This is a genomic window from Saccharopolyspora rhizosphaerae (assembly GCF_003931915.1).
Classification (GTDB): domain Bacteria; phylum Actinomycetota; class Actinomycetes; order Mycobacteriales; family Pseudonocardiaceae; genus Saccharopolyspora; species Saccharopolyspora rhizosphaerae.
Genome location: NZ_RSAA01000010.1, coordinates 216,876 through 240,184, shown reverse-complemented (window position 1 = coordinate 240,184; position 23,309 = coordinate 216,876). Strand labels below are relative to the sequence as shown.

General features: G+C 67.3%; 28 protein-coding genes. 8 read left to right on the top strand and 20 right to left on the bottom strand.

The genetic code is table 11. The features are described 5' to 3' along the window. Nucleotides 1-50: 50 nt before the first annotated feature. The 13 genes from EIL87_RS12370 to EIL87_RS12305 all read right to left on the bottom strand — a co-directional run bounded on the left by EIL87_RS12370 (nucleotide 51) and on the right by EIL87_RS12305 (nucleotide 11,537). Nucleotides 51-2,054, bottom strand: coding sequence for a BTAD domain-containing putative transcriptional regulator (locus EIL87_RS12370; RefSeq protein WP_233576202.1), 2,004 nt, complete (start codon nucleotides 2,052-2,054; stop codon nucleotides 51-53). A gap of 722 nt (nucleotides 2,055-2,776) precedes the next feature. After that, nucleotides 2,777-3,184: a hypothetical protein gene (locus EIL87_RS12365; protein WP_125090387.1), complete on the bottom strand. Its 408-nt coding sequence runs from the start codon at nucleotides 3,182-3,184 to the stop codon at nucleotides 2,777-2,779. Then, entirely contained in the window at nucleotides 3,181-3,612 is a 432-nt protein-coding gene (locus EIL87_RS12360) for a TadE/TadG family type IV pilus assembly protein (RefSeq protein WP_125090385.1), read from the bottom strand. Before EIL87_RS12360 ends, EIL87_RS12365 begins: the two co-directional genes overlap by 4 nt. Then, the gene (locus EIL87_RS12355; protein ID WP_125090384.1) at nucleotides 3,609-4,022 is read right to left on the bottom strand and encodes a TadE/TadG family type IV pilus assembly protein; all 414 of its coding nucleotides are present in this window, start codon (nucleotides 4,020-4,022) and stop codon (nucleotides 3,609-3,611) included. The genes EIL87_RS12360 and EIL87_RS12355 overlap by 4 nt, the downstream gene beginning before the upstream one ends. A gap of 22 nt (nucleotides 4,023-4,044) precedes the next feature. After that, nucleotides 4,045-4,275, bottom strand: coding sequence for a hypothetical protein (locus EIL87_RS12350; RefSeq protein ID WP_125090383.1), 231 nt, complete (start codon nucleotides 4,273-4,275; stop codon nucleotides 4,045-4,047). A 46-nt stretch (nucleotides 4,276-4,321) separates the two neighbouring features. Next, on the bottom strand, nucleotides 4,322-5,191 hold the full coding sequence (locus tag EIL87_RS12345; protein WP_125090382.1) for a pilus assembly protein TadB: 870 nt from the start codon (nucleotides 5,189-5,191) through the stop codon (nucleotides 4,322-4,324). Further along, nucleotides 5,188-6,030: a type II secretion system F family protein gene (locus tag EIL87_RS12340; RefSeq protein WP_125090381.1), complete on the bottom strand. Its 843-nt coding sequence runs from the start codon at nucleotides 6,028-6,030 to the stop codon at nucleotides 5,188-5,190. Before EIL87_RS12340 ends, EIL87_RS12345 begins: the two co-directional genes overlap by 4 nt. After that, the gene (locus EIL87_RS12335; protein WP_125090380.1) at nucleotides 6,027-7,373 is read right to left on the bottom strand and encodes a CpaF family protein; all 1,347 of its coding nucleotides are present in this window, start codon (nucleotides 7,371-7,373) and stop codon (nucleotides 6,027-6,029) included. The genes EIL87_RS12340 and EIL87_RS12335 overlap by 4 nt, the downstream gene beginning before the upstream one ends. Beyond that, the gene (locus EIL87_RS12330) at nucleotides 7,370-7,957 is read right to left on the bottom strand and encodes a P-loop NTPase family protein (RefSeq protein WP_158628630.1); all 588 of its coding nucleotides are present in this window, start codon (nucleotides 7,955-7,957) and stop codon (nucleotides 7,370-7,372) included. The genes EIL87_RS12335 and EIL87_RS12330 overlap by 4 nt, the downstream gene beginning before the upstream one ends. A 260-nt stretch (nucleotides 7,958-8,217) precedes the next feature. After that, nucleotides 8,218-8,793, bottom strand: a complete 576-nt coding sequence (locus tag EIL87_RS12325) for an SAF domain-containing protein (protein WP_158628629.1) — start codon at nucleotides 8,791-8,793, stop codon at nucleotides 8,218-8,220. Between the two features lie 1,106 nt (nucleotides 8,794-9,899). Beyond that, complete coding sequence (locus tag EIL87_RS12315) at nucleotides 9,900-10,421, bottom strand: hypothetical protein (RefSeq protein ID WP_125090377.1); 522 nt, start codon at nucleotides 10,419-10,421, stop codon at nucleotides 9,900-9,902. Between the two features lie 12 nt (nucleotides 10,422-10,433). Next, a complete protein-coding gene (locus tag EIL87_RS12310; RefSeq protein ID WP_125090376.1) occupies nucleotides 10,434-11,111 on the bottom strand; it encodes an A24 family peptidase in 678 nt (225 codons plus the stop codon). Between the two features lie 12 nt (nucleotides 11,112-11,123). After that, nucleotides 11,124-11,537 carry a WhiB family transcriptional regulator gene (locus EIL87_RS12305; protein ID WP_125090375.1) on the bottom strand — a complete coding sequence of 138 codons (414 nt, stop codon included), beginning with the start codon at nucleotides 11,535-11,537 and terminating at the stop codon, nucleotides 11,124-11,126. Nucleotides 11,538-11,751: 214 nt separating this feature from the next. On the opposite strand from EIL87_RS12305, the gene EIL87_RS12300 reads away from it, so the two are divergent. Genes EIL87_RS12300 through EIL87_RS12285 form a run of 4 tightly spaced genes read left to right on the top strand, consistent with a single transcriptional unit; the run spans nucleotide 11,752 to nucleotide 15,418 of the window. Next, on the top strand, nucleotides 11,752-12,288 hold the full coding sequence (locus EIL87_RS12300; protein WP_125090374.1) for a hypothetical protein: 537 nt from the start codon (nucleotides 11,752-11,754) through the stop codon (nucleotides 12,286-12,288). Next, on the top strand, nucleotides 12,281-13,237 hold the full coding sequence (locus tag EIL87_RS12295) for a hypothetical protein (protein ID WP_125090373.1): 957 nt from the start codon (nucleotides 12,281-12,283) through the stop codon (nucleotides 13,235-13,237). Before EIL87_RS12300 ends, EIL87_RS12295 begins: the two co-directional genes overlap by 8 nt. Before the next feature lie 2 nt (nucleotides 13,238-13,239). Then, nucleotides 13,240-14,424 (top strand): MAB_1171c family putative transporter, encoded by a 1,185-nt coding sequence (locus EIL87_RS12290; protein WP_125090372.1) that lies wholly within the window; start codon nucleotides 13,240-13,242, stop codon nucleotides 14,422-14,424. Continuing rightward, nucleotides 14,405-15,418 carry an LLM class flavin-dependent oxidoreductase gene (locus EIL87_RS12285; RefSeq protein ID WP_125090371.1) on the top strand — a complete coding sequence of 338 codons (1,014 nt, stop codon included), beginning with the start codon at nucleotides 14,405-14,407 and terminating at the stop codon, nucleotides 15,416-15,418. Before EIL87_RS12290 ends, EIL87_RS12285 begins: the two co-directional genes overlap by 20 nt. Here the strand turns inward: EIL87_RS12285 and EIL87_RS12280 are convergent. From EIL87_RS12280 to EIL87_RS12265, 3 genes are read right to left on the bottom strand one after another with little or no spacing between them, the layout of a single operon-like run. Further along, entirely contained in the window at nucleotides 15,377-16,240 is an 864-nt protein-coding gene (locus EIL87_RS12280; protein WP_158628628.1) for a helix-turn-helix domain-containing protein, read from the bottom strand. The genes EIL87_RS12285 and EIL87_RS12280 overlap by 42 nt on opposite strands. A 23-nt stretch (nucleotides 16,241-16,263) precedes the next feature. After that, a complete protein-coding gene (locus EIL87_RS26815; protein ID WP_325049451.1) occupies nucleotides 16,264-16,800 on the bottom strand; it encodes a DUF6879 family protein in 537 nt (178 codons plus the stop codon). 2 nt (nucleotides 16,801-16,802) lie between these two features. Beyond that, nucleotides 16,803-17,021 carry a hypothetical protein gene (locus EIL87_RS12265; RefSeq protein WP_125090368.1) on the bottom strand — a complete coding sequence of 73 codons (219 nt, stop codon included), beginning with the start codon at nucleotides 17,019-17,021 and terminating at the stop codon, nucleotides 16,803-16,805. A gap of 205 nt (nucleotides 17,022-17,226) precedes the next feature. Here EIL87_RS12265 and EIL87_RS12260 point away from each other — a divergent pair, with 205 nt between their 5' ends. Then, complete coding sequence (locus tag EIL87_RS12260; RefSeq protein WP_125090367.1) at nucleotides 17,227-17,562, top strand: hypothetical protein; 336 nt, start codon at nucleotides 17,227-17,229, stop codon at nucleotides 17,560-17,562. Nucleotides 17,563-17,859: 297 nt separating this feature from the next. Here EIL87_RS12260 and EIL87_RS12255 read toward each other — a convergent pair whose 3' ends face one another. Beyond that, nucleotides 17,860-18,321 (bottom strand): hypothetical protein, encoded by a 462-nt coding sequence (locus tag EIL87_RS12255; protein ID WP_125090366.1) that lies wholly within the window; start codon nucleotides 18,319-18,321, stop codon nucleotides 17,860-17,862. Continuing rightward, on the bottom strand, nucleotides 18,318-18,581 hold the full coding sequence (locus EIL87_RS12250) for a hypothetical protein (protein WP_125090365.1): 264 nt from the start codon (nucleotides 18,579-18,581) through the stop codon (nucleotides 18,318-18,320). Before EIL87_RS12250 ends, EIL87_RS12255 begins: the two co-directional genes overlap by 4 nt. A gap of 430 nt (nucleotides 18,582-19,011) precedes the next feature. On the opposite strand from EIL87_RS12250, the gene EIL87_RS12245 reads away from it, so the two are divergent. After that, nucleotides 19,012-19,866 carry a helix-turn-helix domain-containing protein gene (locus EIL87_RS12245; RefSeq protein ID WP_125090364.1) on the top strand — a complete coding sequence of 285 codons (855 nt, stop codon included), beginning with the start codon at nucleotides 19,012-19,014 and terminating at the stop codon, nucleotides 19,864-19,866. A gap of 2 nt (nucleotides 19,867-19,868) precedes the next feature. After that, nucleotides 19,869-20,063, top strand: coding sequence for a DUF397 domain-containing protein (locus tag EIL87_RS12240; protein WP_125090363.1), 195 nt, complete (start codon nucleotides 19,869-19,871; stop codon nucleotides 20,061-20,063). A gap of 64 nt (nucleotides 20,064-20,127) precedes the next feature. Here EIL87_RS12240 and EIL87_RS12235 read toward each other — a convergent pair whose 3' ends face one another. Continuing rightward, a complete protein-coding gene (locus tag EIL87_RS12235) occupies nucleotides 20,128-21,072 on the bottom strand; it encodes a hypothetical protein (RefSeq protein WP_125090362.1) in 945 nt (314 codons plus the stop codon). Nucleotides 21,073-22,060: 988 nt separating this feature from the next. Beyond that, on the bottom strand, nucleotides 22,061-22,606 hold the full coding sequence (locus EIL87_RS12230; protein ID WP_125090361.1) for a hypothetical protein: 546 nt from the start codon (nucleotides 22,604-22,606) through the stop codon (nucleotides 22,061-22,063). 483 nt (nucleotides 22,607-23,089) lie between these two features. Here EIL87_RS12230 and EIL87_RS12225 point away from each other — a divergent pair, with 483 nt between their 5' ends. Further along, entirely contained in the window at nucleotides 23,090-23,278 is a 189-nt protein-coding gene (locus EIL87_RS12225; RefSeq protein WP_125090360.1) for a hypothetical protein, read from the top strand. Nucleotides 23,279-23,309: the final 31 nt, after the last annotated feature.

Genomic DNA, 23,309 nt, shown 5'->3' with positions numbered 1-23,309 from the left:
ATGGGCGAACGTGTGGTGCGTATTTATGGACGCTCGCGGGTGTGGAGGTGTCAATGGTTCTTCGGGGCGGAGGGGTGAAGACCGCCCGATCGCGCGGGTTCTCCTTTCGTCGCGGGGGGTTCGGAGTCGGGGTGCTGCAGCGCGGTGGCGAGTGCGAGGGTTTCGGGGGCGGGTTCGGTGTCGATATCGCGGAGCCGCTGGGTCAGTAGGTCGAGGGTGGCTGGGATCGCGCTGGTGTCACCGAGTCGGGCGTGCAGGCGCATGATGTCGCGGTAGAGGTGTTCGTTGGCCGGATCGAATCCGGTCGCTGTTTCCAGCAGGCGAAGGGTGCGTTCCGGGTCGGTGGGGGTGTGGTGACGGGCCAGGGCGCTGACGGCGTTGATGGCGGTGCGCAGCGCGGCGAATCGGGGCGCTTGGATCCATTCGCTGTCGATGCCGGCGGCGAGCTCGCCCTGATACAGCTCCACCGCGGTGTGGTGCGCGTGCAGTCGCTGCGGCTCAGCGGTGGTGTCGTGGCTGGTGCGTTCGGCTTCGGTGAAGGCGGCGTAGTCGGTGTTGATCTGGGCGGTGTCCAGGTTCAGGCGCCGTTGGCGGGCGTCGTCGAGGATGTCGGTGACGGTGCCGTGGGTGGCGGATTCCAGCGCGGTACGCAGCCGGGAGAGCGTGGTGTTGAGCGCGTTGGTGGGCCGGTTTGAGGGTGCGTGCTGCCACAGGTCGGCGATCGTGGTATCCCGAGTCACGCCAGGATTGACCGCGAGGTAGGCCAGAAGCTCCAGCAACCTCGGTGTGAAGTGCTCGGTGATGTCTTCTCGTTCACCCTCGGGTGGGGTCCACAGCAGACGAACCGGTCCGAAAATGCGCAGAGACAACGGAACACGCTCCTCAGGTGTCTCGGCACACTCGGGTGATGCCGAAGAAGGTGGCGGTTCGGGGTCCTTTAGGACGGGGTGCACGGGCGGGCTGGCGTCGTGCTGCGGGGCGCGGCCGAGTGTGAGGAGATCACGCGCTGTGGCCTCGTCCGCGGTGAACAGGCGGGCCCCGAGCAGCGAAGACACCTCGTGGCTCGCGCCGCTGACGACTCCGTTGTCCTCCACTGCTAGCTGGGTGCCGGCCGGTGATGGTCCCAAGGCGAGGACGGAGGCGCCCTCGGTCGGTGGCAGTGCGTCGTTGTCGAGGACGGCGGTGTAGGCGACGAGCACGTCGCCGAGCTGTTCCGGCGGTGTGGTGTGTAGGTCGGTGATCTGATGCCAGTCGCCCAGTTCTGGCGGCGGACCGTCGGGGAACAGCGCGGCGACGGCGGCCGTGTGGATGCTGAGCCGGGGACGTTCCGGGTGAAGTGCCAGGTTGACGAGGATTGCCCGCACAACATCGTGGGCGCCCGGCCCGGTGACACCGACCCGGCGGACGTCGGAGAAGTTGAGGTGTCGGGTCTCGCCGCCGGCGACGCCGATCTCCAACCACAGCGCACCCGAGTCGGCGTCGTGACTTCGTTCGGGCGGTGGCTCGCGTCGAGGCGCTCCTGGTTCGTCATCGGGCGCGTGCGTGGTGCTGGTGGGGCGGGCGCGGTGGAGCGCATAGACCGCAGGAGCGATGGGGTAGTCGGCCGTGGCGTGGGTGCCGGGACGGTGGTGTCGGCGATGCCGGCGGCGGACGAGTACGAGCGCGGCGCTGACCGCGGCTGCCGTGGCGGCGCCGAGAAAGGTTCTCGCGCCGAGCTGAATCTCCCCGGTATCGGTGATCACCGGTTGCGGTGCTGGTGAGACCCTGGCCGGTTCTACCGCCGGTCCACGCGTGACCGCTTCGGGGGCCGAATCGGGGAGAGACGGGGCTGGTAGGGCGAGGTGCCATCCGGGGAAGAGGTGGTGGGGGTCGCGCAGCACGCGGCCATCGGGCTGTGGTCGTTCGGCGTTGACGGCGAACAACACCGGCCACTGGTCGGGCGAGCCGAGTTCCCGCGCGGCGATCGTGGCGAGGGTGTCACCTGGTTCGGTGGTGATCCACCGTGCGGTCGCGGGAATCCCGGCAGGGGTTGGCAGGGCCGCATCGGTGGGCATGCGCAGCACCCACCCGGTTTCCAGCCGGTCTGTGCCCTGGAGCAGGTCGTGGTTGAGGTCGCGCAGCTGGGCCCAGCGGTGCGGGTTGCCGAGGTAGCGCTCGGCGAGGTCCCACAGCGTGTCGCCGCGAACCACGGTGTAGCGCGGGTGACCGGGGTCGGTCGTGGTGGGGCCGGGCGGCGGGTCGGGGTACCCGCCCGGCCCCACCGGGGCGTCGCCGTAGACGGGGGTGGCGGCGACACCCTCTGGGAGAGGAATCAGGGCCGTGACACTCGGCGGCGTGGCGACAGGGGCCGCCGACAGCGTCCCCTGGAACAGGGACAGCACAGCCCAGGTGATCACGGCAGTCAGCCAGGCTCGAGGCGTGCCACGCCGCACCGGACGCGAACGCCCGGGGACCAGGAGGCGGGCAAGATCGGCCACGGTCCACGCCAGCAGAAGTGCCCAACTTGCCCACCCGGTGAGCAGGACGCCGAGCAGTGCACACCGGGAGGGGCTCAGTTCGAACCGCAGTGTCTCCGCGAGGCGTTCGGCCCAGTCGCCGAGCTGGACCGGCAGCGGCGCTGCCCACGGGGAGAAGTCCGGGACCGGCCACCGCACGGTGGGAAAGGGGGCGATCTCGGCCAGCGCCCGCAACATGACCGGCAGCCCGGCCAGCAGCGCCGCGAGCCCTGCAATCGCGGCACAGGCCAGCAGCCGCGTGCGCACCTCGGCCGCCGGGGTCATGGCCCGGCACCTCCGTCAGACTGAAGAGTGGCGGTTGCGTGGCCAGTGACCGTGTGGACGTCCCACAGCAGCCCGATCGCAGCAGGTTCGGTGTAGGTCACCGTGGCCGCCACACTCGACGGGCCCTGCAGCGAGACGGTCCCTGTGTGGCCGGTGGCCACTAGGTAGCGCCGTGCTGCCGCGGCGGCCGCGGCTGGTTCGAGCGTGACTGTGGTGTGGCGGGTGTCGAGTGCGGTGAGTGCGCTGCGCGCGGTCTCGGCGGCGACCGCGTCAGCCCGGGCGCGCACCCGAAGCCGGTCGGCACCGTCGACGAGCAACGCGCACAGCAGCAACAGGCAGGGCACCAGGACGGCGACAAGCACGCTGACCGACCCGTTGTCACGCCCACGCGCGAAGGAGGTCATGTTCGCCCCCGAAACGGGTCGACCGGGCTGGAAAACTCAGCACGCAGCGGAACCCCGCCGGGCAGTCCGGACAGGCCGGTCAAGTCCGCCAGAGACACGCTGCACCGCAGCCCGACCGTGACCACGCCGGTCGTGCCCGCCCGGGTGGCCAGGCCACTGGTGTCGAGGTCCTGGGCGAAGCCGGAACACGCCAGGTGCTGCTCGCCCAGGACCTGCAGGCCGGTCGAGGTGGCTGCGCTGTGGGCACCAGTGGGCGTGCGGGCCAGTGACGCGGCGCGCGCGGCCGTGGTCGCTGCGTGCTCCAGCGAGTGATGGGCGGTGACGACGCGGCCGGCGGCGACGACCACGACGAGCACCGCCAACAGCAACGGAGTCAGCACAGCGACTTCCACACTCGCCGAACCTTCCTCGCGCGGGTGGGTGTTCATGGTGTGTCTCCCGGGGTGGTGAAGCGTTCTTTGCTGGCTTCGGCGACTTGCGTGACGGTCCCCAGCCCCGGAACTGGGAGAAGGCGGGGCGGGTCACCGGTCACGCGCACGGTGACCCGCGTCCCGGTGACCTGAGCGCTCACCCGGGGTTGGGTCACGAGCCCGGAGCTCTCGGCCAGGAACGACTCCGCGGTGGACTGGGCGTCGGCGGTGGTGCCGTGCAGCGTGCGCGCCACCTGGACCCCCTGCTGCGCGGCAGCCGAGCAGATCGTGCGCGTATGCCACCACAACCCGGCCTGCACCACTGTGAGCAGGACGAGCAGCACCAGGGGCGCCAGCACCGCCAACTCCACGGCAGCCGACCCCGTCTCGAACCGGTCCGCCCGTTCGCCTCGGGTGCGAGTCAACATCAGCGATCACCTCGCCCCGGTGTCAGTGGATTTGGGCTTGGTACTTCTGGACCACGGCAGTGATCGCGGCCCCGAGCCCGAGTGCCGCAGCCAACGCGATCGCCGTCAACACGGCCTTTTCGGTGCTCTCCGAACCGCGATCATCGAAACGAACCCTCTCGACGAAACGGGCGAGCGCGGTGGTGCTGGTGGCGAGCCAGGCCGCGACGAGCACCACTGTCACGGTCACGTGCTTACGAATCATGGGGATCATGACAACCTCTCAGCGATGGGGATCGGCTTGTTCTTGTGGTGCGCGACTATCCGATGAGCAGCCGCGCGACGGTGGGGTAGAGGGCCAGCAGAAGGAACCCGGCCATCAGGGCGGTGACCGGTAGCGTGAGGCGCTCGGTGCGCGCGTTGGCCTCGGCCTTGTCCTCGGTAGTGGTCGTGGCGCGCAGACTCGCGGCCTGCGCGGTGAGACTGGCGTAGATCGCGGCACCATCTGCAGCGGTCGCGGCCAGATCAGCGACCGTCACGAGCTCGTCCAGCCGAACCTGTTCCCCGAGGCCGCGCAGCGCGTCCCAGGGCGAGTACCCGTGGTTCTCGGCCCTGACCAGAGTGTGGTGTAGCCGCTGCAGCAGCGGGTGGTCTGTGAGCGCGGCGGCCTCGTGCAGGGCCGGTCCCGGCGCTTGGCCGGCGGCGCGCTCCTGGGCCACCAGGTCCAGATAGACCGCCAGCACTCGGCGCGCATCGCTGCGCGCGTGGCGCGCGGCATCGCGCGTGCGCCACACCGGCACCCACGCCCCTGCTGCCGCACACCCCAGAACCAGCACCGGCGCGACGAGGAGCGAAACAGTCCCGGCAGCCACGAATCCCATTGCGAGGACCAGTCCGGCGAGCCCGGCGGACAGGCCCCACGTGATTCGATTGGACACATAGGACCGCGGTGTTCGCTCGAGCAGATCGAGGTCGGCTTCGGGGATCGCCAGCCACGGGGGACCGGCCTGCTGTGCCCACTGGATGAGCCGGTCCAGGTGCCGGTGCTGTGCGGTGGTGGGGTGGGTCAGGTGGTGCAGTGCTGCCTGCAGCCCCATCGGAGCCGGGCCGACCACACTACGAACGCCGGCGGCGAGCCCGATCCCGAGCAGGGCTCCGACGAGGGCGGCCAGGCCGAGCGTGGGAGTCATGACGTGCCTCCCCGCAGGTAGCGAGCCGCAGCACGGGGTGTGGAGAGGCGGTGCATGTGCCAGAGCGCGCCGGCGAAGATCGCCACGACTACCGCGAGGACACCTTGGCCCAGCGCCGTACTGATCGGTGCGAGGTAGTCCCGAGCGAAGACCACCAGCCCGAGGATCATGACCGTGGTGATGCCGATCAAGGTGCGCACCGTGGTCCGGGGCTTGGCCCGGTCGGCTTCCACCTCGCGGGCACTGGCGGCCCGTGCGGTCAGACTCACCGCCTGGCCTTGCAAGATCTCGACCACGCCGCGTCCACCCGCACGCACGCGCAGCAGCAGCGCGAGCACGACCTCATCGGCGGCGGGATGGGACACCTCCGCGGCGAAGGCCCGCAGCGCTGGTTCCGTGCCCTCCCGGCGCATCGCCTCGGCCAACCGGGCAACAGCGGGAGCCAACAGCGCCGGTGCGGTGTCGGCCGAGCGCGCCACGGCCTGGTGCAGGCCACCCGCCCCGGAGGCCAGCAGATCACTCAAACGTCGCGTCCACGTCGCCATCGCCTCGTGCAACGCGATGTCGTCGTGCACCTGCCGGGGCGCCAGCAACGCCGGCACCGCCAGAACCCCGAGAACAGTGGCGGCCGTGGCCACGGGCCAGCCCGTGGCCCACCACGTCACACCAGCGGCCAACGACGCGATCAACCCGCGCCGTCGCCACCGCTCCAGCCACGCCAACACCGAGCTCACCCGCGAGGGCATCGTGGGTGGACGCGGCGGCCGGAAGAACAGAACGCTGAAAAGCAGGCCAAGTCCCAGGAAGAGCCCGAACACAGCTGCCAATGCGATGATCATGATGCAACTCCTTCGTCGCGTTGCAACGCCTGTGCGTCAAGCCCGTGCTGACGGAGCCGGGCGCGCAGCGGCTCGCTGGGCGGGTACACGGGTGCGATGCACCCGCTGCTGGGGTGCGGGCCGAACAGCGGGATCAGATCGGGTGTCCCGGCATCCCCGACCGGCCCGACTTCGCAAATCTCGGTGACGACCCGCTCGCGTCGGCCCTCGCAGTCCCGACGGGTCACGTGCACGACCAGATCCAGCGCCGAGGCCGTCCAGCGATGAGCCGCAGCGACACTCAGCGGCGGGTGCGCGAGCTGGCTGAGCGCGGCGATGCGGTCGGGCACCGCCCTGGCCGAGGTGGCGTGCAACGTGCCCATACCCCCGGCGGCCCCGTTGCCCAACGCGCGCAGCAGCGAGGTGATCTCGCCACCCCGAACCTCCCCGACGATCATCCGCGAAGGGGAATGCCGCAGGGTCTGCTTCAGCAGGTCATCCAGGGTGATCTCCCCGGCGCCCTCGGCATTGGGCGCACGCGCTTCCAGCGCCGTCACCAGCGGATGCGCGACCGGATTCAGATGCAGTCCGAGCTCGTAGTCGTCCTCCACGGTCACCACGTGCTCGTGGTCGGCAATGGCGTGGCACAGCGAACGCAGCAGCGTCGTCTTGCCCGCCGCCGGTCCACCGGTGACCAGCAGGTTCAGCCCGGCACGGACAGCGGCCTGCAAGAAATCATGGACGCGGTCGTTGACCGTGCCACGCTGGTGCAGATCATCCAGCGTGGCGTGGGCGAGCCGGTGGCGCCGGATCGCGATCCGCGGCCGGTCGGCGACCTCGCGCACCGCCGCCAACCGAGCCCCCAACGGGCCCCCGGCCGGCAGACGGAGATTGCCCATCGGGTGGGCCGGAGAGAACTCCCGGCTGGTCTGTCCCAGCCGAGCGAACATCGACTCCAACTGCGCCAACAAGTCCGCGTCCGACCGGCCGACCGGATGCGGCCACGCCTGCACGCTTCCATCCGAGCGTTCGAGCCACACGCGGTCGTAGCCGTGGATGTGGATGTTCTCGACGTCCTCGCGCTCCAGCAGCGGCTGCAGATCACCCAACCCGGACAGCGCCGCCAGGACGGCATCGGTGAGCCGCTTCTCGGCGATCTCCGACAACGGCTGATCACCCTGCGCGGCGCGGTGCAGAGTCCACGCGGTGATCTCAGCGGCGACCAACGACCGGTGCCGGGCAAGATCGTCTCCGGGCGCGAGACGTTCGGCTACCCGTGACCGCAGCTGCGCCACCGTGTCCGCGTCCGGGACGGGGCCGGGCTCGTCGGCGGGATTCATCCGTGAACGGATCTGAGAGGTCATGCCACCTGCTCCTGTCCCTCGTCGCTGACCGGAGCGGAGGAAACCCGGGCAGGTCCGGCGAGTTGGTTGTGCAGGCGGCGCGCTGCTTTACGGCTGGTGCGCAGCAACGCCGAACGGCGCGGTTGCAGGCAGGGCGTACCGCCATCACAGAGCGCCCCTGCGGTGGTCGGGTCATCGGGGAGTTCCATCCCGACCGGGATGGCCAAGGCGCGGGCGGCATCGTCGGCTTGGCGGCTGGTGGCCGCCGACACCGCCGCGCCCAACCGCTGGGAGGGCACCAGGTCACGCAAGACCGTGACCAGTCGGCCGGCCGCGACGATGTGCCGCAGCGTCGGGCGAACCCCGACCAGGACGAGATCGGACTCGGCCACCAGCGGCCACGGCGTCGCAGGACTCCACCGACCCGCGTCCACGAGCACATCCGGACCACTGTCGCTGAGGTCCCGCAGTGCGCTGGCCAGCCGTTTCCACCCATCGGAGCCGATCGCGCCGGCCTGGACCGGACCGTTGACCCCGGCCAGAAGCCGCAATCCGCCGCTGTCGGGGACTTCTTGTGCGTGACCGGCCAAGCCTTCGGCCGGCACGGATTCGAGGTGCCGAGTCGAGGAGGCGAAGCTGAGCACGCTGCGGTCGGAGGTGAGCCGACCATCGACCCACCACTGTCCCGCCCATCCGGGCAGCAGATCGCCTCCCGCCGGATCGGCATCGACCACGAGCCGGGCGTGTGGCCACACCGTCGCCAGCGCTGCGATCCCCGTAGTCACCCCCGGCGACCCCTTCGCCGACAGAACCGTCACCAAAGCCATTGCGCTCACGCTCCTTTCAACGAAATACGGCTGCTTCGCTAGTGATCCGGTCCGAGAACCGTCAGAACCGCGCCGGTCGCGGCGGCCGAGGTGGCTTGATGGGCGGCGTAGTCGGGAAGGAGCAGATCCACCACGACCGCCCCTTCGGCATCCGGCGGTGCCATCCGAACCACGCGGGCACGAAAAGCCGAAGTCGTGGGACTCGCCTCGGCTATGGAACTCGACGCCCCGGACAGCGCTGTGACTTCGACTGGTGTGTTGGGGATCAGTCCTGCCGAAGGGAACCGGCCGGGCTCCAAGCGCAGGCCGACGACGACTTGCCGGGGCCCCGGAACCGCCTGCGTCGTGAGGTCCCGTGGAGTGAGCAGCTCGCCGGCACGCAGATTCGTTGCCGCGACCTTGCCGGTGATCTCACCCAGGCGTGCTTGGGACACAGTGAACCGCGCCGCCTCGGGCGGAAGATCCACAGTCGCCAGGTCCGCCTGCGAGATGGGCTCGGCCCAGGCGAGATCCCTGGTAAGCACCAGCACGGGCTCGCGGTCATGCGCTCCGGCCACGAGCGCGACAACGCCGGCCACCGATCCTGCGATCAACCCGGCCGACAGACCCAGCATCCACCAACGCCTGCGCCGAGGGACCCTCGGACCACGGGAACGGTGACCGTTTCCCCGCTCATCAGATGAGGCCGTCAGCTCAGCAAGACCCGAATTAGACATAGACGTCTCCCCACAACGGAATTGAAAGCGAGATCAAAGAGAAAAAGAGAAATGAATCAGAAAACGCGGTTATTGAGCGCGGAGGGCTTGCGCTTCGGCAATCACGAGCTGGGTCTGGGCTCGGGAGGTCATCGGAGGCAGGACACCACCAGTCGGGGAACCCCCGGTCCAGCCGCGCCAGGTCACTTCCCAGGTAATGGACCACTGCGCCGATACCGGCCCAGCAGAAGGCCGCTCGTAGACGACATCGCAGTCAGGCGACGGGGAATGCACGCCGAAGGACCTCTCATAAGGTGTCCCGGGTCCCGTGCAAGAGACGGGCGCGGTGCCATCACCCGGTTCCATCGCCAGCCGGACGGGCGTAGCGGTGACTTCGGCCCACACCGGTCCAGCCTCAACGCGCTGGCGTTGCGGGCGCCAGGTGCTGGGATCGGTCCAGAACCAGGTGAACTCGCCGACCACGGTCGCGACCTGACCGTCCTGCAGGCGCAGGTCAGGAGAGTGCTGTGGCACTGGGAGCGGAAGCCGAAGCTGCTGGAGTGCTTGCTGGGCGAGCACCGCGGGATCCGGTGGGCCGGCGGCGCCCGGTGGTGTTTCCCCGGGCCGGTGCTCGCCCGGCGGGCACCGGCCTTCGTCTAACGGGCCGAAGCACCACGATGACAGCGGGCCCGTACTCAGCATCAACGCAGGATCGTCCGAAGCAGGCGAGTCGCACATGATCGTGGGGCACAACGGGACCACCGCAGGACCAGAACCATGCAAGCCCCCCGAGGACCCGCCCGACGCTGACGCCGACGAGGAACCCCCTGACGAGCCACCCGAGCTGCTGCCGGAGCTGCCTGGGCTGGTGGCGCCCATCTCGATCGAGGGAGAGGAGTATAAGCCCCCGAAGTCGCCAGGAGTCACCTCGACCCCACCCTCCTGCGCTGAACCCAACGGACTGAAACCCACGCACAGCAGCACGGCACCGCCGACGGCGAACACCGGAACACGACGCGCAGGCATCAGCACTCACCACCCGGGTACTCGATCTTCGCCACCCGCCAGCCACCTGACTGCCGGGACAGGGTCGCCGAGACGGCATTGCGCGAGGGACCGACGTTGCGCGGCTTTCCCGTGGCGGCATCCGCCAACCCGGCCTGGCTACCGTCCTGGCAATCGGTGACCACCGCGCGATCTCCCTCGATGCGTGTACCGGTGATCTGCGGGGTGACGGTGCCGTAGAGCCGAACCCCCTGACTCCGCTGCTGCCGGGCGCGCGTGGCCACCTGCTCGGACAACTCAGCGGTGGCCACCGCCCGCAGCCGCTGCACCCAGCCCTGATCCGGCTCCGCGCTCGACACCCACGACACCGACCAAAACTCGCGATACACCCCTTCAATCGCAGCATTCTCCGAAGGCTGAGCCGGGGGAGCCGCGATCTCGCCCGTCGGCGGGACCGCAGGTGGCGTCGACGAGCACGCACTTGCCACCGCGCCGGCAACACAGGCCGCAATCACCAGAACCTGTGAACTGAATCGGGACATCAGGACCTCTCCTCATGAATAGCTGACGATGGCGATCCAGCCACCAAGAACAATGCTGGGACCAGCGGCGATGCGACTCTCCTCGCCACGTCGGCCCATCAACCACGCAACAGCGGCCACGGCGCCGAGCACGACCAGCGACAGGAACAGGCCCCAGAGCACGGTGCGCCACCCCAGCCAGCCCCAAAACGCCGCCAAGGCACTCAGCAAGGTCACGTCACCGAAACCGAGCCAGCCGGGCGCCGCCGCGAAGATCCCGGAACCCATGGCCAGGACAAGCAGCACTGCTTCGCCACTTCGCAACAACTGGGTGAGGCCGCCGGATCCGGTCGCAGCGACGAACGCGAAGACCCCGACGCCGCCCGCGACCAGGGCAAGCACCCACGTCCGAGGCAAGCGATGACAGTGCAGATCGATCGCACCGAGGCCCACACCGATTACGCCCAACCACCACCACGCCAGCAACGCGGGGTCCCTGCCGAAGAAGACACCGACACCCATCGAGACGAGTGCGCAGATGAGCACGAGCGCAGCGAGTGGAGCGGCTTGGCACGCGGTCGGAACCCAGCGCCGCAGCACCCACGCCAAGCCGACAGCCGCGCCGACTCCCAGTGATGCCCACAAGCCGGCCACCACGAGGACCTCGTCGTGGGCCGTTATCGGTCCGACGGTGGCGCGGAGGATCTCCATGACGCTCTCCGCCTACGCAACCCGTCGAACGAGCTGCAGGGGATCCCGTTGCTTCGTCCGAGGCAGTGGAATCACCTGGGCCGACTCGCAGGAGTCCAGGACGTTCTCGGCGAGCTCATCGAAGTCGACGGCATCCCGTGGTGTGCCGGATGCGGCAAGTTCCCGCAGCACCTCACGTCGGTCGCGCGCACTCACTCCACCCCAGATACCCCACGAGTGACCGTCATCGGCCTCGAATTCCAGTGCCATCGCCAGGCATTGCGCCTGCAGAGGGCATCCCGAACACACCTGCTGCGCCCGCGACCGTTGCCGCTCCACGGCGCGCCCGCCACGAGCGTCCTCGTGAAACCAGTCGGCTGAGAACGGATGCCGCGCGCACTTGCCCTCAGCGAATACTTCCGGATACCGGTTGATCGGATTTTCCATGACAGCGCCCCCTCGTCAAGAAATGATGTTGAATCAGGCGTATTGATCTCCAGCTGGAGGTGTCGAACGAATCGAGCGAATTTTGATCTTTTCGTGCTCGATGAGAATTACGCTACTACGAATTGATGCTTCGTCAATCGATACGCAGGTATCGCTAGCGAGGATCGCTCTGCGGTGTCATGCTGGCTGGGCAACGCTGACCTGGGGAGCTGTGATGCCGAAAGAGTCAGGGCGAACGCCGTCAACAACACCGCCAAAAACTGTGGGCGAACGACTCAACCGTTTGTTCGACGTTCAGCGCCCTCCAGAGTCACCCGATCGAGTGTTCACGAATCGCGAGGTCGTGAACGCGTGCAAGGAAGCCGGGCGCGACTTGTCCGAGTCGCACTTGTCGGAGCTGCGCCGTGGCGTCAAAACGAACCCGACACTTCGAACGCTTGAGGCCATTGCCTGGTTCTTTGATGTCCGAACCGGCTACTTCACCGACCCGGCGGTAGCCGCCGAGGTCGAAGCTGAGCTCGCCGATCGCGAGCAGGAGCTGCACGCCAAACTGGATGCTGAGCGAGCAGCGCAACAGGAACTCCGAACCGCATCGGAGGAGCTTCAGCGCGCGATGCGCGAGTCCGGAGTCGCCAAGGTCGGCCACCGCGGCGCCACGAACGTCACCGCCGCACGCGAACGGGCGAGGATGATGCGAGCTCTCGCCGAGGCCTTGCGCTCGGATGACGAGTCGGAGGATGTCGATGACTAGCGCCGAGAGCATCGGCTCAGTCACTGACCGCCTGAACTGGCTTTTCGACGTCGTGACGGTCCTCGACCCGGCGACCGGACGCCGCCCGTACACCGATGCCGAGGTAGGTGAGGGCGTCGGCGTCAGCCAAATCAAGATCGCCTTGCACCGGCGCGGTGAACCCGCGACACCGGATCTGCTTAGTGCCGTAGCGAGATTCTTCGGCACCGATCCGGCGTTCTTCGGCTCCGACCCGTCAGCTGTAGCCGGCGCCTACGAACAGGTCGTCCAGCGTGCCTTGCGCGACTGCGGCCTCGACGAACACCGCCTGTGCCGGGTGTTCAGCCCTTTGCCGGAACCACGGTGGGACCAGCTCAGACGAGTCCTCGTTGGACTCCGGGCGCCGTCCCCCCTCGGTGAGGAAACGCCGCAGGCCGAGCCGGAGGCCAGGACCCGTCTCCGAATCTGGAGTTCAACGCTCACCGGCCCGATGAGCGCGGCTCAACTCGAAGACCTCTGCCGAGACGTGCTTGCCGCGCTGGATGTCCGCCCGCCCTGGGATCCGATCGACCTGTGCAAGCGCCTGAGCGCGTACCGAGGCCGGCGCATCAAGGTGAAAGGAGTCGATCTCGGCGCGACCACGTCGATCGGTCACCTGGTGCAGCAAAGCCGAGTCGACTCGATCTTCTACGAACGGACAGCTCCTGCACCACAGCGCGACCTCGTGATCGCACACGAGCTCATTCACCTGCTTCGCCGACACTTGGACTTCGGTGACGCACTTACCTGCGGCGCTGACCTCGGCACTGAGAACGCCTACTCGGACTGGCGGGAGTGGGAAGCCGAGGTTGGAGCACGAATTCTGGCCGGTTTGGCGAGGGAACGACCACGACCCAATGGCCTGCGACCAGGCGTTTCGCCGGAAGAGCGCGGTATCGCAGGTGCGTTCGGTTTCGTCGATCAGGAGTGATCATGGATTTCGAGATGGCGCTGCGCCTGTTCAAAGCGGTCGTGATCCTGGCAGTGACGGTCTGGGAGACCGTCCAGCTCACACGTCGACGACAGGACTTCGCCCTCCGCATCCTGGTCGTGGGCTTGTGGGCTCTTTCGTTCGCGGCCGTCTTCGGTATCCAGACACCCATCCTCGAGCCCATCGAGGACTTCTTCGGCCCCGTATGGGGCGTGATCATCAATGGCTGCTGGATGGTCATGGCCTACTCCTGGGCAGCGTTCTTCGCCCTAGCCGACCTGCGAAGGCCGGTGCCGGTACGGGTACGAACGGCACGAGTCGAATTCGTTGTGCTCGTGGTTGCTCTAGCTGTCATGGCCTTGGTCTTGCTGGTCTGGCCAGAGGCGCAGGGCCGTGGACAACAGACCTGGCAGCGCACGGTTTTCTACCTGTCCATGGACGGCTATTCCCTCAGTGTCTGGATTCTGGGCATCTGCCGCGCCGGGGGCTATCTCTCGCGTCTGCAGCACCCACTCGCGCGGGCTGCCTTCGCTCTCGTGATCGTCGGCAGCGCCGGCATGACCCTCGGAGTCAACGCCATCTCGCTTGTCCGCTACGGCATCCGACTCGTCACACGTGACCTCGACCTTGGCTTCATGAGCACGTTGTACTCGATCGGGCAGCTCGGTGGGCAGCTTCTCCTCGCGCTGGGCTTGGCCTTCGCGCCTCTGGCCGGCGTGGTGGTCGCGAGCAGGGATCGTTATGAAATGGCACTGCGCGCCCGCTACTCACAGCAGCTCATGCCGCTATGGCGCACGCTCACCACCGAGTTTCCCCACATCGCGCTCAATCACCACGTTAGCGACAGTGGCCGTCCGCGTCCCGATGACGACTTCGAACGAATAACGGCGGAGATTACCGACGGCCTGGCAGAGCTGGCTCGTGACTGCCCACCGCCCAATGACGCTGCACGGAACCCACGACACGCGGCCGATGCCGTCGCAGCGGGTTTGCAAAGGCGGATCGCCGTGCGGGAGGCACGCTGGGACCATGAAGTACCCACTCCGATCGAACCGCCCTACCCGGTCATTGAGCCCGACTTCGACGGAAGCTGGCGCCGACGGGCCCGCTGGATGATCCAACTCAGCAACGAACTCGCTTCGCGCGGGGCAATCCGGAAGGACCTTCATGACACAGTCAGAGACTGACGGTGGAGTCCTCCTCTCGGTCCTTGACACCGCCCCGATCGTCGAAGGCTCCAGCGCCAGCCAGGCCCTGCAGAACACGGTCGATCTGGCAGCTCACGCCGACGCGCTCGGATATCACCGGTACTGGGTGCCCGAGCACCACAGCATGCGTGGTGTGGCTAGCGCGGCCCCGGCGGTTTTGGTGGGACGCCTCGCCGAGGTCACGCGCTCTATACGGGTGGGAAGCGGCGGTGTGCTTCTTCCGAACCATTCGCCCCTGATCATCGCCGAGCAGTTCGGCACGCTTGAAGCTTTCCACCCAGGGCGAATCGACCTCGGTCTCGGCCGTGCGCTAGGCGGACCATCGCGTGCGGCTTCGGCGATCCGGCCCACGGGTTCGGATCAGAAATCCTTCGCCGAACAGCTGCGCGAGTTGCTTGGCTACTTCGACGAGCGCGAGCCGGAGCCGGGAACCGTGACGGCGGTACCTGCTGCCGGAAACCGTCCGCAACCGTGGATCCTTGGCACTAGCCCCGCTAGTGCGGAGCTCGCTGCCATCGCAGGGCTTCCCTACGCCGTCGCGCACCACCTCAACCCGGATTGCGGCGAACTACTCCAGGTTTACCGGGAAGCCTTCCAACCCTCGGTGGGCCTGGCGACCCCGCGATCTCTCATGAGCGTCTCCGTCATCGCTGCCGACTCGGACGCCCGTGCGGAATGGCTGGCCGGATCGAGTCGGCTCAAAATCCTGAGCCGCTTGAAAGGAAGCCGCATACGACTTCCCACACCGGAAGACGCGGCGAGCGTGCACTACACGTCCGAGGAGCGCGACACCGTCGACCACCACACGCGCGGGCTGATCGTCGGAGCCTCGCAAACGGTGCGCCAGAAGCTCGACGCGTTGATCAAGCAGTTCGATCCCGGCGAGATCATGGTGACGACGCCCATCTTCCACCACGACGACCGACGCGGGTCATACGAGCTGGTCGCGGAGATTGGCCGAGACGCGCAGTAGGAGCGCTTCGAGTTCCGGTCCGGTGACGGCTGCTTCACGGAGCTGGTCAAAGTAGCTTTCGTAGCTCTTGACGTCGTCGGGGGAATCGAGGCGTTGTTGCGCGGTGATGGATTCGATGAGGACGTGGTCGTCGTAGAGGAGGAAGTTCGTCAGCGGGAAGACCGGCATTGCCGCGGCGAAGGGCACGACGCCGATTTCCACATGGGCGTATCCGGTCAGTGCGAGTAGCCGGTCCAGTTGCCCGATGAGCGTTTCGGTGGTGCCGAAGCGAGTGCGCAGGGCGGCTTCGCCCATGACGATCTGAATCTGCTGGTCCGGTTGGTAGAGGACCTGCTGGCGCTCCATGCGCTTGCCGACGATCTGGTCGATCTCGCCGGGCGTGACCCCGTTGGAAGCGGGCCCGCAGGGGCGGGTGAGGATGTCGCGGGCGTATGCGGCCGTCTGCAGGAGACCGGGGATCATCGCGGGCTGGAACTCAGCGATGCGGCTGGAGGCGGCATCTTCGCGGGCCGTGGTTTCCTGCTCGGCCACGGCCCCGCCGTGCTGGCGGTATCGGTGCTGGAACGTGGCGTACTCGATGCGCGCGGCGCTGGCGAGTTCGTAGAGCTCGTCGAGCTGTGCCGGGCTGGCTCCGACGGCCTCGGCCCATTCGCGGAGGTCATCGTCGGTGGGGCGCTGGTTGCCTTGTTCGAGTTTCGAGACGCGGGTCTGGTGCCAGCCGAGGTGGCGGGCCAGGGCGCTGCCGGAGGTGAACGCAGCAGCGCGCAGCTCGCGAAGACGTCGGGCGAGCAGGGCTCGTTGCGGCGTGTTCGGGGCCGGCACTGGGCTGCGTCCTCCTGTTGATCTCAGCGTGGGTTGTAGTCACGCCAGGGTAGTGACTGCGCCAGCGCGGCATCGCGGATGGCGCAGGCGTCGGCGATCTGTTGCGGATCAGTGACCAGGTCGGCTCCGAGCCACTGGCCGTCGGGCGCGTAGCGCATCGAGAACAGCTGACGTGCGTCGATGAGCCAATAGTCAGACTCGAACGGTACGTCAGCGGGCCACTGGCCTTCGCGGACGGGGATGACACGCACGTCTTCGCCGGCCTGGATGTTGGGCTCGTAGGAGGCCAGTTCGAAGCGCATGTAGTCGGTCAACGGCTCGGTGACGACGTGGACGCGTTGTGCGCGGCACCCGTCCTTGACGCGGCGGTCGATGCGCTCGCACCACTGCCGAAGCTCGTCGGTGAGGGGGATGGCGCCGGTACGCCGCCACTGGGCGATGGCTTCGTCTTCGCTGCTGCCGGAGTACTGCTGGAGCGTTTCCAGGCGGAACAGCGAGTACTTGAAGTTGACCAGCCCATCCCACAGGGAATCGATGCCCGGCCGCGGATCCGAGGTCATGGTCACGCGGACCTTTCCTGGTAGAGCCGAGCAGCCTCCAGGATGATCTCGGGCTTGATCAGCACCCCGCTTTCACCGGGCAGCACGTTTTCCATGTTGGCGTAGGTCTCGGCGTCCATTTCGAGCCCCTGTACGGCGAACATGCCGTTCTCGGCCAGGTACACGGTCTGGCAGCCACCGGGGTTCGACTCGGGGTCCTTGCAGAGCTTCCGAAGCTGCACGACAGCCTCCACAGAAGTGAGGAACACGGACCCAACCATGGTCGCTTAGATCGACCTTAGATGTCCACTAGCAACACGACTAACCTCAAACTAACCTTGAATGAACCTAGGGTGGGAGTTAGTGTGATCGGCACGCCGCGAGAGCTCGGATGACCGGGTGGGGGAGCGGTCCAATCACCTTCTACTTCGGGGGACCGACGTGACGATGGCAGCCACCGACGACGAAACACCGCACATCACGGCCATCCGGCGGAGCGTCGATGCCGGATTTCGCTTCCTGCATCTCTCCGACGCCGATGGCAGAGAGGTCATCGCGATTCACGCTGAGTGTTTCCGCGGTGGCGTGGTGGACACCTACACGGTGCGGGCAATGAACGAGGCCGTCGGCGCCCGGTTTCGCGCCGACGACTATCCCGACGGTGACCCGCTATGGCAGCACCACGGTCCTGTCGTTGACGTGGTCACCGCACTGATGGCCCTACCGCCGCCTGGGGTGAGGGGAGCGCCGAGTCAGACTCTCCGGCGATCGAGCGGCCTGTAGTTGCTCAGTTGACCTCAGCTGGTGGCGTGGAGCTCGCCGGGTGCGGGTGCTGCTGGCAGCGAGATGGTGCCGACAGGTAGGGGAACGGCTCGACGAGTTTCTCGCATGCCTCGCAGGGAGTGCCTGAGCCGTGGGGCATGACGAATGCTGCCGGGTGCGCATAACCGCAGATCGGGACCCGGTATTCGACTTCGCCGAGTGCGGGTGCGTAGGAGACGCCACTGGGGATGAACCCGCCGTCGGCAGGGTAGGCGTGGCTGTGGGCGTCGAGTCCGGACTGCCGCCAGACGAGGTGGTTCACGGTGTGCTCCGGTCGGGGTTGCATTGTGGGCAGGGCTGGTAGCCGGTTGGTGGGTCGCCGCGTGCGAGGAAGCCGATGACGCCGCAGGCGCAGAGAACGGCGTCGCGTCCCTCGAACCGAGTCGTGACAGGGTTGGGCGCGAGGCGGTGCTGCACGCGTTCGCCGCGGAGTCCGATGGCATACGGCGTGCCGTCGGTGCTCGGTGGGGGAGCGGGTGGCAGGTTCGCGTTCGTCGCGTCGCCGGGAAGTAGATCGGTGGGGAGGGCTGCGAGGCATAGTTCGCAGCCCATCCCGGAGATCTCCGCGACGGGTACGAGAAGCGTTGCGGGAGCTGAGAAGCCGCAGAGGGCCTGGCGTCGATCGCAGGCGTTGTGCTGGCCGGCGGCGAATACGTGGATGACCTGGCGGGACTGCCCGAAGAACTCGGGCCTCGGCCGAGCGAGGATGAACGGGCTCATCGCCCCTCCTCGGTGGGCGTGCCGGTACCGACGGTGGAGTACATGGCCTGCCCGCCCCGGTCGAGGGGAGATGGTTCCGGGGCGGGCAGGTGCTCGTTCGTGCAGGTCGGTCGCGCTTCGGGGTGTCGCGCCCAGATCTGGCGGGTCGTGCGCCGCGCACGGCGCGTTGCCCACCACTGCCGAACGAGCGGAAGATCAGCGATCACTGCGGACCACGGCATGACCACGAGAACCCCGAACAGGATGTAGAAGGCGATCACGCCGCACCTCGCATGGCCGCTTTTGCGCGGATGTTCATGGCGTGGCCACGGCTTTCAGCGCTCGATTGCAGTCCTGACACGTCGGTGCGATAAACCATTCGGCCTCCGTCGGTAGATGCATGGAGACGTGCAGTCCGCAGATCGAGGTGTCCGCCTCCTGATGCATCCAGCGACGTCCTCTGAAGGCATGCCGGACCTGATCGCCGCAGGGCAGCCAGTAGTGCCGTGGAGGGACAGCCGCGTCCAGCTGTGGTTCGGCGTTGGTGCCGGTGTCCCGGTTGCCCTGCATATCTGCCTACCTCGTTACAGTCTGCTTCTGAGATTCAAAATCGGTAAGGTCAAAATTAGACGCTAACTAATAGCGGACAGCAAGTGTATGCGTCCTATTGGGTGATCTCTTCTTGGAGATCTTTCGTGAGATGCTGATCGCATGGCAGGTACCGCACGGCAGGTGCATCTTGGGCGCGAGCTGAAGAAGCTCCGCACCGCCAAGGGACTTTCGCTGGACGACGTGGCCGCCCACCTGGAGCGGTCGCGGTCCACGGTGGGGCACTGGGAATCAGGGCACTCCCGTGTGGGGCCCAACGATCTGCGGGAGGTTCTGAAGCTGTACGGGGCCTCCGAGGAGTTGGGGGAACAGCTTCAGCAGCTCCGCAGGGAGGCCGGCAAGCGTGGGTGGTGGCAGAGCTACAAGCTTCCCGCGCACCTTGCGCCGTTCGTCGGTTTCGAGGCGGAAGCCTCCGAGATCTTCCACTTCGAGCTCGGGCTGGTGCCAGGGCTGCTACAGACGCAGTCCTACGCCAGAGAGGTTCACGAAGTTGGGCGGCTGACGCTCACGGATGAGCAGCTTCGGGAATGGGTGGAGGTCCGGCTGAAGCGCCAGGAGCGAATTCAGCCTGGCCATGGACTCACGTTGCACGCTGTGGTCGCGGAGGAAGCGCTGCATCGCACCGTCGGCTCCCCGTCGGTGATGGCAGAGCAGCTCGAGCACCTGGTGAAGGCATCGAAGCTGCCGACGGTGAACCTCCGGGTGCTGCCCTTCGACGCAGGTGTTCATGTCGGGATGGTCGGGCCGATCACGGTGCTGAGGTTTCCCGACGCCGGGCATGCGGACATCGCCTACAGCGACACACCGTTGGGTGGCCATGTGATCGATGATCTGCGGGACGTCGCTGAGCTGAGCCGATTGTTCGCATCGCTGGAACCTCAGGCGCTCCCGGCGGTCGAGTCGAGGAAGGTGCTACGTAGGATTGGAGGTGACTACGCGGCACGCATGAAGGAGTAGACGTGAACGCGCGACCTGAGTGGCGGAAGTCCAGCCGCAGCAACCAGGGCGGCAACTGCGTTGAGGTTGCCCTCAACTTAGAGACACCCATGATCCGGGACTCCAAGCTCGGCGACGCCTCACCAGTCCTGAGCGTGGAGCGAGAGGCATACCGCGCCTTCCTACGAGCCGTGGACTCAGGCAAGTTCACAAGGTGAGCACACTGCTGCCGTCATGGCGCTCCCTCGGTCAGTTGTAGGTCTGCTGACGCCTTCCGCGTGGTCAGCGCCGGAACGGGCGGCGGCGGTCCCGCGGGGTCATGTTGTTGAAGGGTTCGAACCATGCCTGCGGGCGGTAGTCGCCGATGCCGGTGGTCTGGTTGAGTTCGTCGTCGGGGTCTTCGATTCCGTCGAGGCTCGCATCGAACAGTTCGAGTATGTCTGTGTCTTGGAATAGTACGTCGTAGAGCTCGTTGAAGTCGGCGTCGGTGGCGCGCTTCGGGAGATCCTTGAGCGTGCCGTCAAAGGTGATCCAGCCACCCCGAACTCCGTCGGTGGCGTAGCGCAGCATCCGGTGCAGCGCCATCTCCTCGGCCGGGCACGTGGGTTGTGGCCAGTCACCTGATTCGATGTCGGTGGTCAGGTCGTCGAACGACCGCGCGGCTTGGCGTCTCCAAATGGCGTTCCGCCGCCATGTGATGCGCGGGTACTCATCGAAGAGCATCCAGGCGCCGGCCTTAGGATCGACCGGGTCGTCACCGAAGGTAGTCACGTCGTCGTAGGCGTGGTCAGCGAGGAGCTTCCCGGCTGTCCACAGCGCTGCGGCAGTCCGTGGTGCCAGCTGGAAGCCGTCGCATGCGGTACATGACTCGCGTCCGCACTCGCACACCGGGAACAGTGCCGCGAAGTCCGGATACGTGACCCGCGACGCGTCGACATGGAGTTCTTCCGCCTGATGTGAGGTCTCCGAGGCGTCGATCCCCGGAATGTCAGAGGAGATCATCCGCATCGGGTCGGCGAGCCAGCTGACGGCCGCGGCCAGGTCGCCACGAACCTCGTCCCGCTCACTCTCCACGGCCTCGTCTTGGGTCTCGCCTTCGGACACGTTGAACTCGGAGGACGCGATGTCGTCGAGTGCCGCATGCTCCACCGCGGCGGGGTCGGTGACCTCGAATATCGCTTCCGCTGTGATCCGCACCCGTCGCACGGTTATCTCGCCTTCCGTCATGCCCGAAACCATAGCGACAGGGATCGAAAGATCGCTGAGGTTTGGGGATGCGACGCGGTCGCGGGGGCCAGCCTGCCACTCGGCTAACGCTATGTGATGACGACCCGATGGCTAAACCGTGGACCAGAGCCGCCGTGCGAGGGTCTGACCCGAATCTGGAGCAGGAGCGAAACTGGAGCGAACAGCCCGTCCACAACGGTAGCGAACTACATTGAACTGCGGTTCCAAGAGCGCGATACGCTGCAGTTTCTCGTGTTTCGCGCATGACTGTCTCTTGTGGACGAAACTGGGGGTCAAGGGGTCGTGGGTTCGAATCCCGCCGTCCCGACCGGCAAGAGGGTTTCCGCAGGTCAGAGCCTGTCGGAAACCCTCTTTTTTGTTCTTGGACCGTTGGCGGGATCAAGCGCGCCGCGACGAAGACCACGATGGAAGAAGCTGGTGGATGTCCGCCGCCGCAGGCCGTGGAGCCGCCTGGTGGTTCTGGTCGGGCGTTGAGCGCTCGGCGGTAGGTGGCGAGACCACCGGCAGTCTCCGCAACCGGGCGGCGTGACCACGATCCGAAGCGTGCAGACACGATCGTGCCCAGCGCTTGCGAGTGGAGGCTGCAGTCGATCAGCTGGACGCGACAGGCAGCCGATCACCCTCGCTGTCGTCGCCCACGAAGCGCCTGTCGACCTGGCGGGTCTACGCCGAGGGCGCGCGAGCACATCGAAGCCGCCCGCCAGCGTGACGCGGCCCCCGTCCGAGATCAACAGGCAGGAGTCGCGCCTGGCCCAGCCAGCATGCGCACTCACCTCGAACTGGCCCGCGCCGGCATCGAGGCCCTGCGCTAGCAGTGCTACGGCCTCCGCGAAGTCTTGAACCGGCAACTCGGGCGTCAGCTCGATCCGTTACGCAGCGCAAGCTGATCACTCGCATCGATGAGCAGCCCGCCGACGCATGCACCGCGCTCAACACGGGGTGGGGAGGTGGGTGGAGTGGACGTCGATCACTGCGAGCTGCCGAACGTGGTGCGGCGCGCGATCGTGCGGGCCAGCAGGACGTCGAGTCCGCCGACCAGCAAGTAGGCCAGAACGGTCCCGAACGCGGACAGCGGCCAAGCCACGAACCCGCTGATCCGGGACACGCCGTAGGCCGTCATCACCGCGGCGACGATGGACAGGACGTCGATCCCGCCGGTGAAGGTCGCCACCTGCCCGCTTTCCGGCAACCGGCCGTGCGGGAAGCGGGCCACGAACACCGAACCCACCAGGAGGAAGGCGAACGCGGCCCCGAAGGTGAAGGAGATCGTCTCCAGAGCGCTGGCCGTTCCCCGCGCTTCCGTCACCAGGCCGTACGCAGCCGTGATGGAGATCGAGAAGCCGTAGGCGGTGGCGTTGTTGTGCAGGGCCGTGCGCACGCCCCGTCCGAAGACCTCCCAACGGCCGGTTTCGGCGCTCTCGTCCAGAGGGCGTTGTTCCCCGGGTCGGTCGTCGGGCTCGCCGGCGGCACGGTCATCTCCGCGCTGTGGTGGGTCGCCGTCCTCGTCGTTCATGGAAGAAGCGCATCACAGAGGCTCAGCCGTCGCCACTCGCCTGCGCCACCAGGAGGTGGGTTCGTCCTGGAGATCGGCGTCCCTCGGTGGAACCGCTTCGGCCTGGCCGACCTGTCCCACAAGAGCTGGCCAGGCGGCGCAGCTCCGAGGTCTTCGGGGTGTCCGCACTTCCGAGCACGACTGCGCGGACGAAAGGGGTTGGCGCGCAGGTCGAGGAGCACAGTTGGCCGAATCTCGGCACTGCGTCCGACGGCCCTGCTCCGACATCCGAATGATGCTGCGGAGGACGGTGAGTGGGGTGTTGCTGTCCTCCGGCACCATGGCCCGCGATGCCGATCACGAGGGGTCGTGCACGTCTCGATCGCGAGCCAGCGCCCGCGGGAGCGTTCCGCCGCAGGGGGTGGGGACGAGTGGAGGTGCGCGGTGACAGGCGTGAGTTCTGGTGGGGGAGCAGTCCGGAGATGGGGTCGCATGCTGGGGAGCATGAGCGGACGTCGACGCGCCTCCGGGGCGTCGGGCGGTGCGCTGATCGGCGTTGAGGACCTGGAACCGCCGCAGTGGGCGGACGTGGACCAGGAGGTGGCGCGTGCCAACCTGTGGGAGGCGGTCCGCGAGCTGCCGTGGCCGCAAAGCGGGTGGTCGGGTTGGCGTACCGGGCTTCCCCCGGTCTGACGGTGCTGGCGGGAGCGGTCCAGGTGGCTTC

Excerpts from the sequence above, each read along its gene's own strand:
- EIL87_RS12370 (WP_233576202.1), bottom strand. The coding sequence starts at position 2,054 with ATGCCCACCGATGCGGCCCTGCCAACCCCTGCCGGGATTCCCGCGACC.
- EIL87_RS12365 (WP_125090387.1), bottom strand. The coding sequence starts at position 3,184 with ATGACCTCCTTCGCGCGTGGGCGTGACAACGGGTCGGTCAGCGTGCTT.
- EIL87_RS12360 (WP_125090385.1), bottom strand. The coding sequence starts at position 3,612 with ATGAACACCCACCCGCGCGAGGAAGGTTCGGCGAGTGTGGAAGTCGCT.
- EIL87_RS12355 (WP_125090384.1), bottom strand. The coding sequence starts at position 4,022 with ATGTTGACTCGCACCCGAGGCGAACGGGCGGACCGGTTCGAGACGGGG.
- EIL87_RS12350 (WP_125090383.1), bottom strand. The coding sequence starts at position 4,275 with ATGATCCCCATGATTCGTAAGCACGTGACCGTGACAGTGGTGCTCGTC.
- EIL87_RS12345 (WP_125090382.1), bottom strand. The coding sequence starts at position 5,191 with ATGACTCCCACGCTCGGCCTGGCCGCCCTCGTCGGAGCCCTGCTCGGG.
- EIL87_RS12340 (WP_125090381.1), bottom strand. The coding sequence starts at position 6,030 with ATGATCATCGCATTGGCAGCTGTGTTCGGGCTCTTCCTGGGACTTGGC.
- EIL87_RS12335 (WP_125090380.1), bottom strand. The coding sequence starts at position 7,373 with ATGACCTCTCAGATCCGTTCACGGATGAATCCCGCCGACGAGCCCGGC.
- EIL87_RS12325 (WP_158628629.1), bottom strand. The coding sequence starts at position 8,793 with ATGCTGGGTCTGTCGGCCGGGTTGATCGCAGGATCGGTGGCCGGCGTT.
- EIL87_RS12315 (WP_125090377.1), bottom strand. The coding sequence starts at position 10,421 with ATGTCCCGATTCAGTTCACAGGTTCTGGTGATTGCGGCCTGTGTTGCC.
- EIL87_RS12310 (WP_125090376.1), bottom strand. The coding sequence starts at position 11,111 with ATGGAGATCCTCCGCGCCACCGTCGGACCGATAACGGCCCACGACGAG.
- EIL87_RS12305 (WP_125090375.1), bottom strand. The coding sequence starts at position 11,537 with ATGGAAAATCCGATCAACCGGTATCCGGAAGTATTCGCTGAGGGCAAG.
- EIL87_RS12300 (WP_125090374.1), top strand. The coding sequence starts at position 11,752 with ATGCCGAAAGAGTCAGGGCGAACGCCGTCAACAACACCGCCAAAAACT.
- EIL87_RS12295 (WP_125090373.1), top strand. The coding sequence starts at position 12,281 with ATGACTAGCGCCGAGAGCATCGGCTCAGTCACTGACCGCCTGAACTGG.
- EIL87_RS12290 (WP_125090372.1), top strand. The coding sequence starts at position 13,240 with ATGGATTTCGAGATGGCGCTGCGCCTGTTCAAAGCGGTCGTGATCCTG.
- EIL87_RS12285 (WP_125090371.1), top strand. The coding sequence starts at position 14,405 with ATGACACAGTCAGAGACTGACGGTGGAGTCCTCCTCTCGGTCCTTGAC.
- EIL87_RS26815 (WP_325049451.1), bottom strand. The coding sequence starts at position 16,800 with ATGACCTCGGATCCGCGGCCGGGCATCGATTCCCTGTGGGATGGGCTG.
- EIL87_RS12260 (WP_125090367.1), top strand. The coding sequence starts at position 17,227 with ATGGCAGCCACCGACGACGAAACACCGCACATCACGGCCATCCGGCGG.
- EIL87_RS12255 (WP_125090366.1), bottom strand. The coding sequence starts at position 18,321 with ATGAGCCCGTTCATCCTCGCTCGGCCGAGGCCCGAGTTCTTCGGGCAG.
- EIL87_RS12245 (WP_125090364.1), top strand. The coding sequence starts at position 19,012 with ATGGCAGGTACCGCACGGCAGGTGCATCTTGGGCGCGAGCTGAAGAAG.
- EIL87_RS12235 (WP_125090362.1), bottom strand. The coding sequence starts at position 21,072 with ATGACGGAAGGCGAGATAACCGTGCGACGGGTGCGGATCACAGCGGAA.
- EIL87_RS12230 (WP_125090361.1), bottom strand. The coding sequence starts at position 22,606 with ATGAACGACGAGGACGGCGACCCACCACAGCGCGGAGATGACCGTGCC.
- EIL87_RS12225 (WP_125090360.1), top strand. The coding sequence starts at position 23,090 with ATGAGCGGACGTCGACGCGCCTCCGGGGCGTCGGGCGGTGCGCTGATC.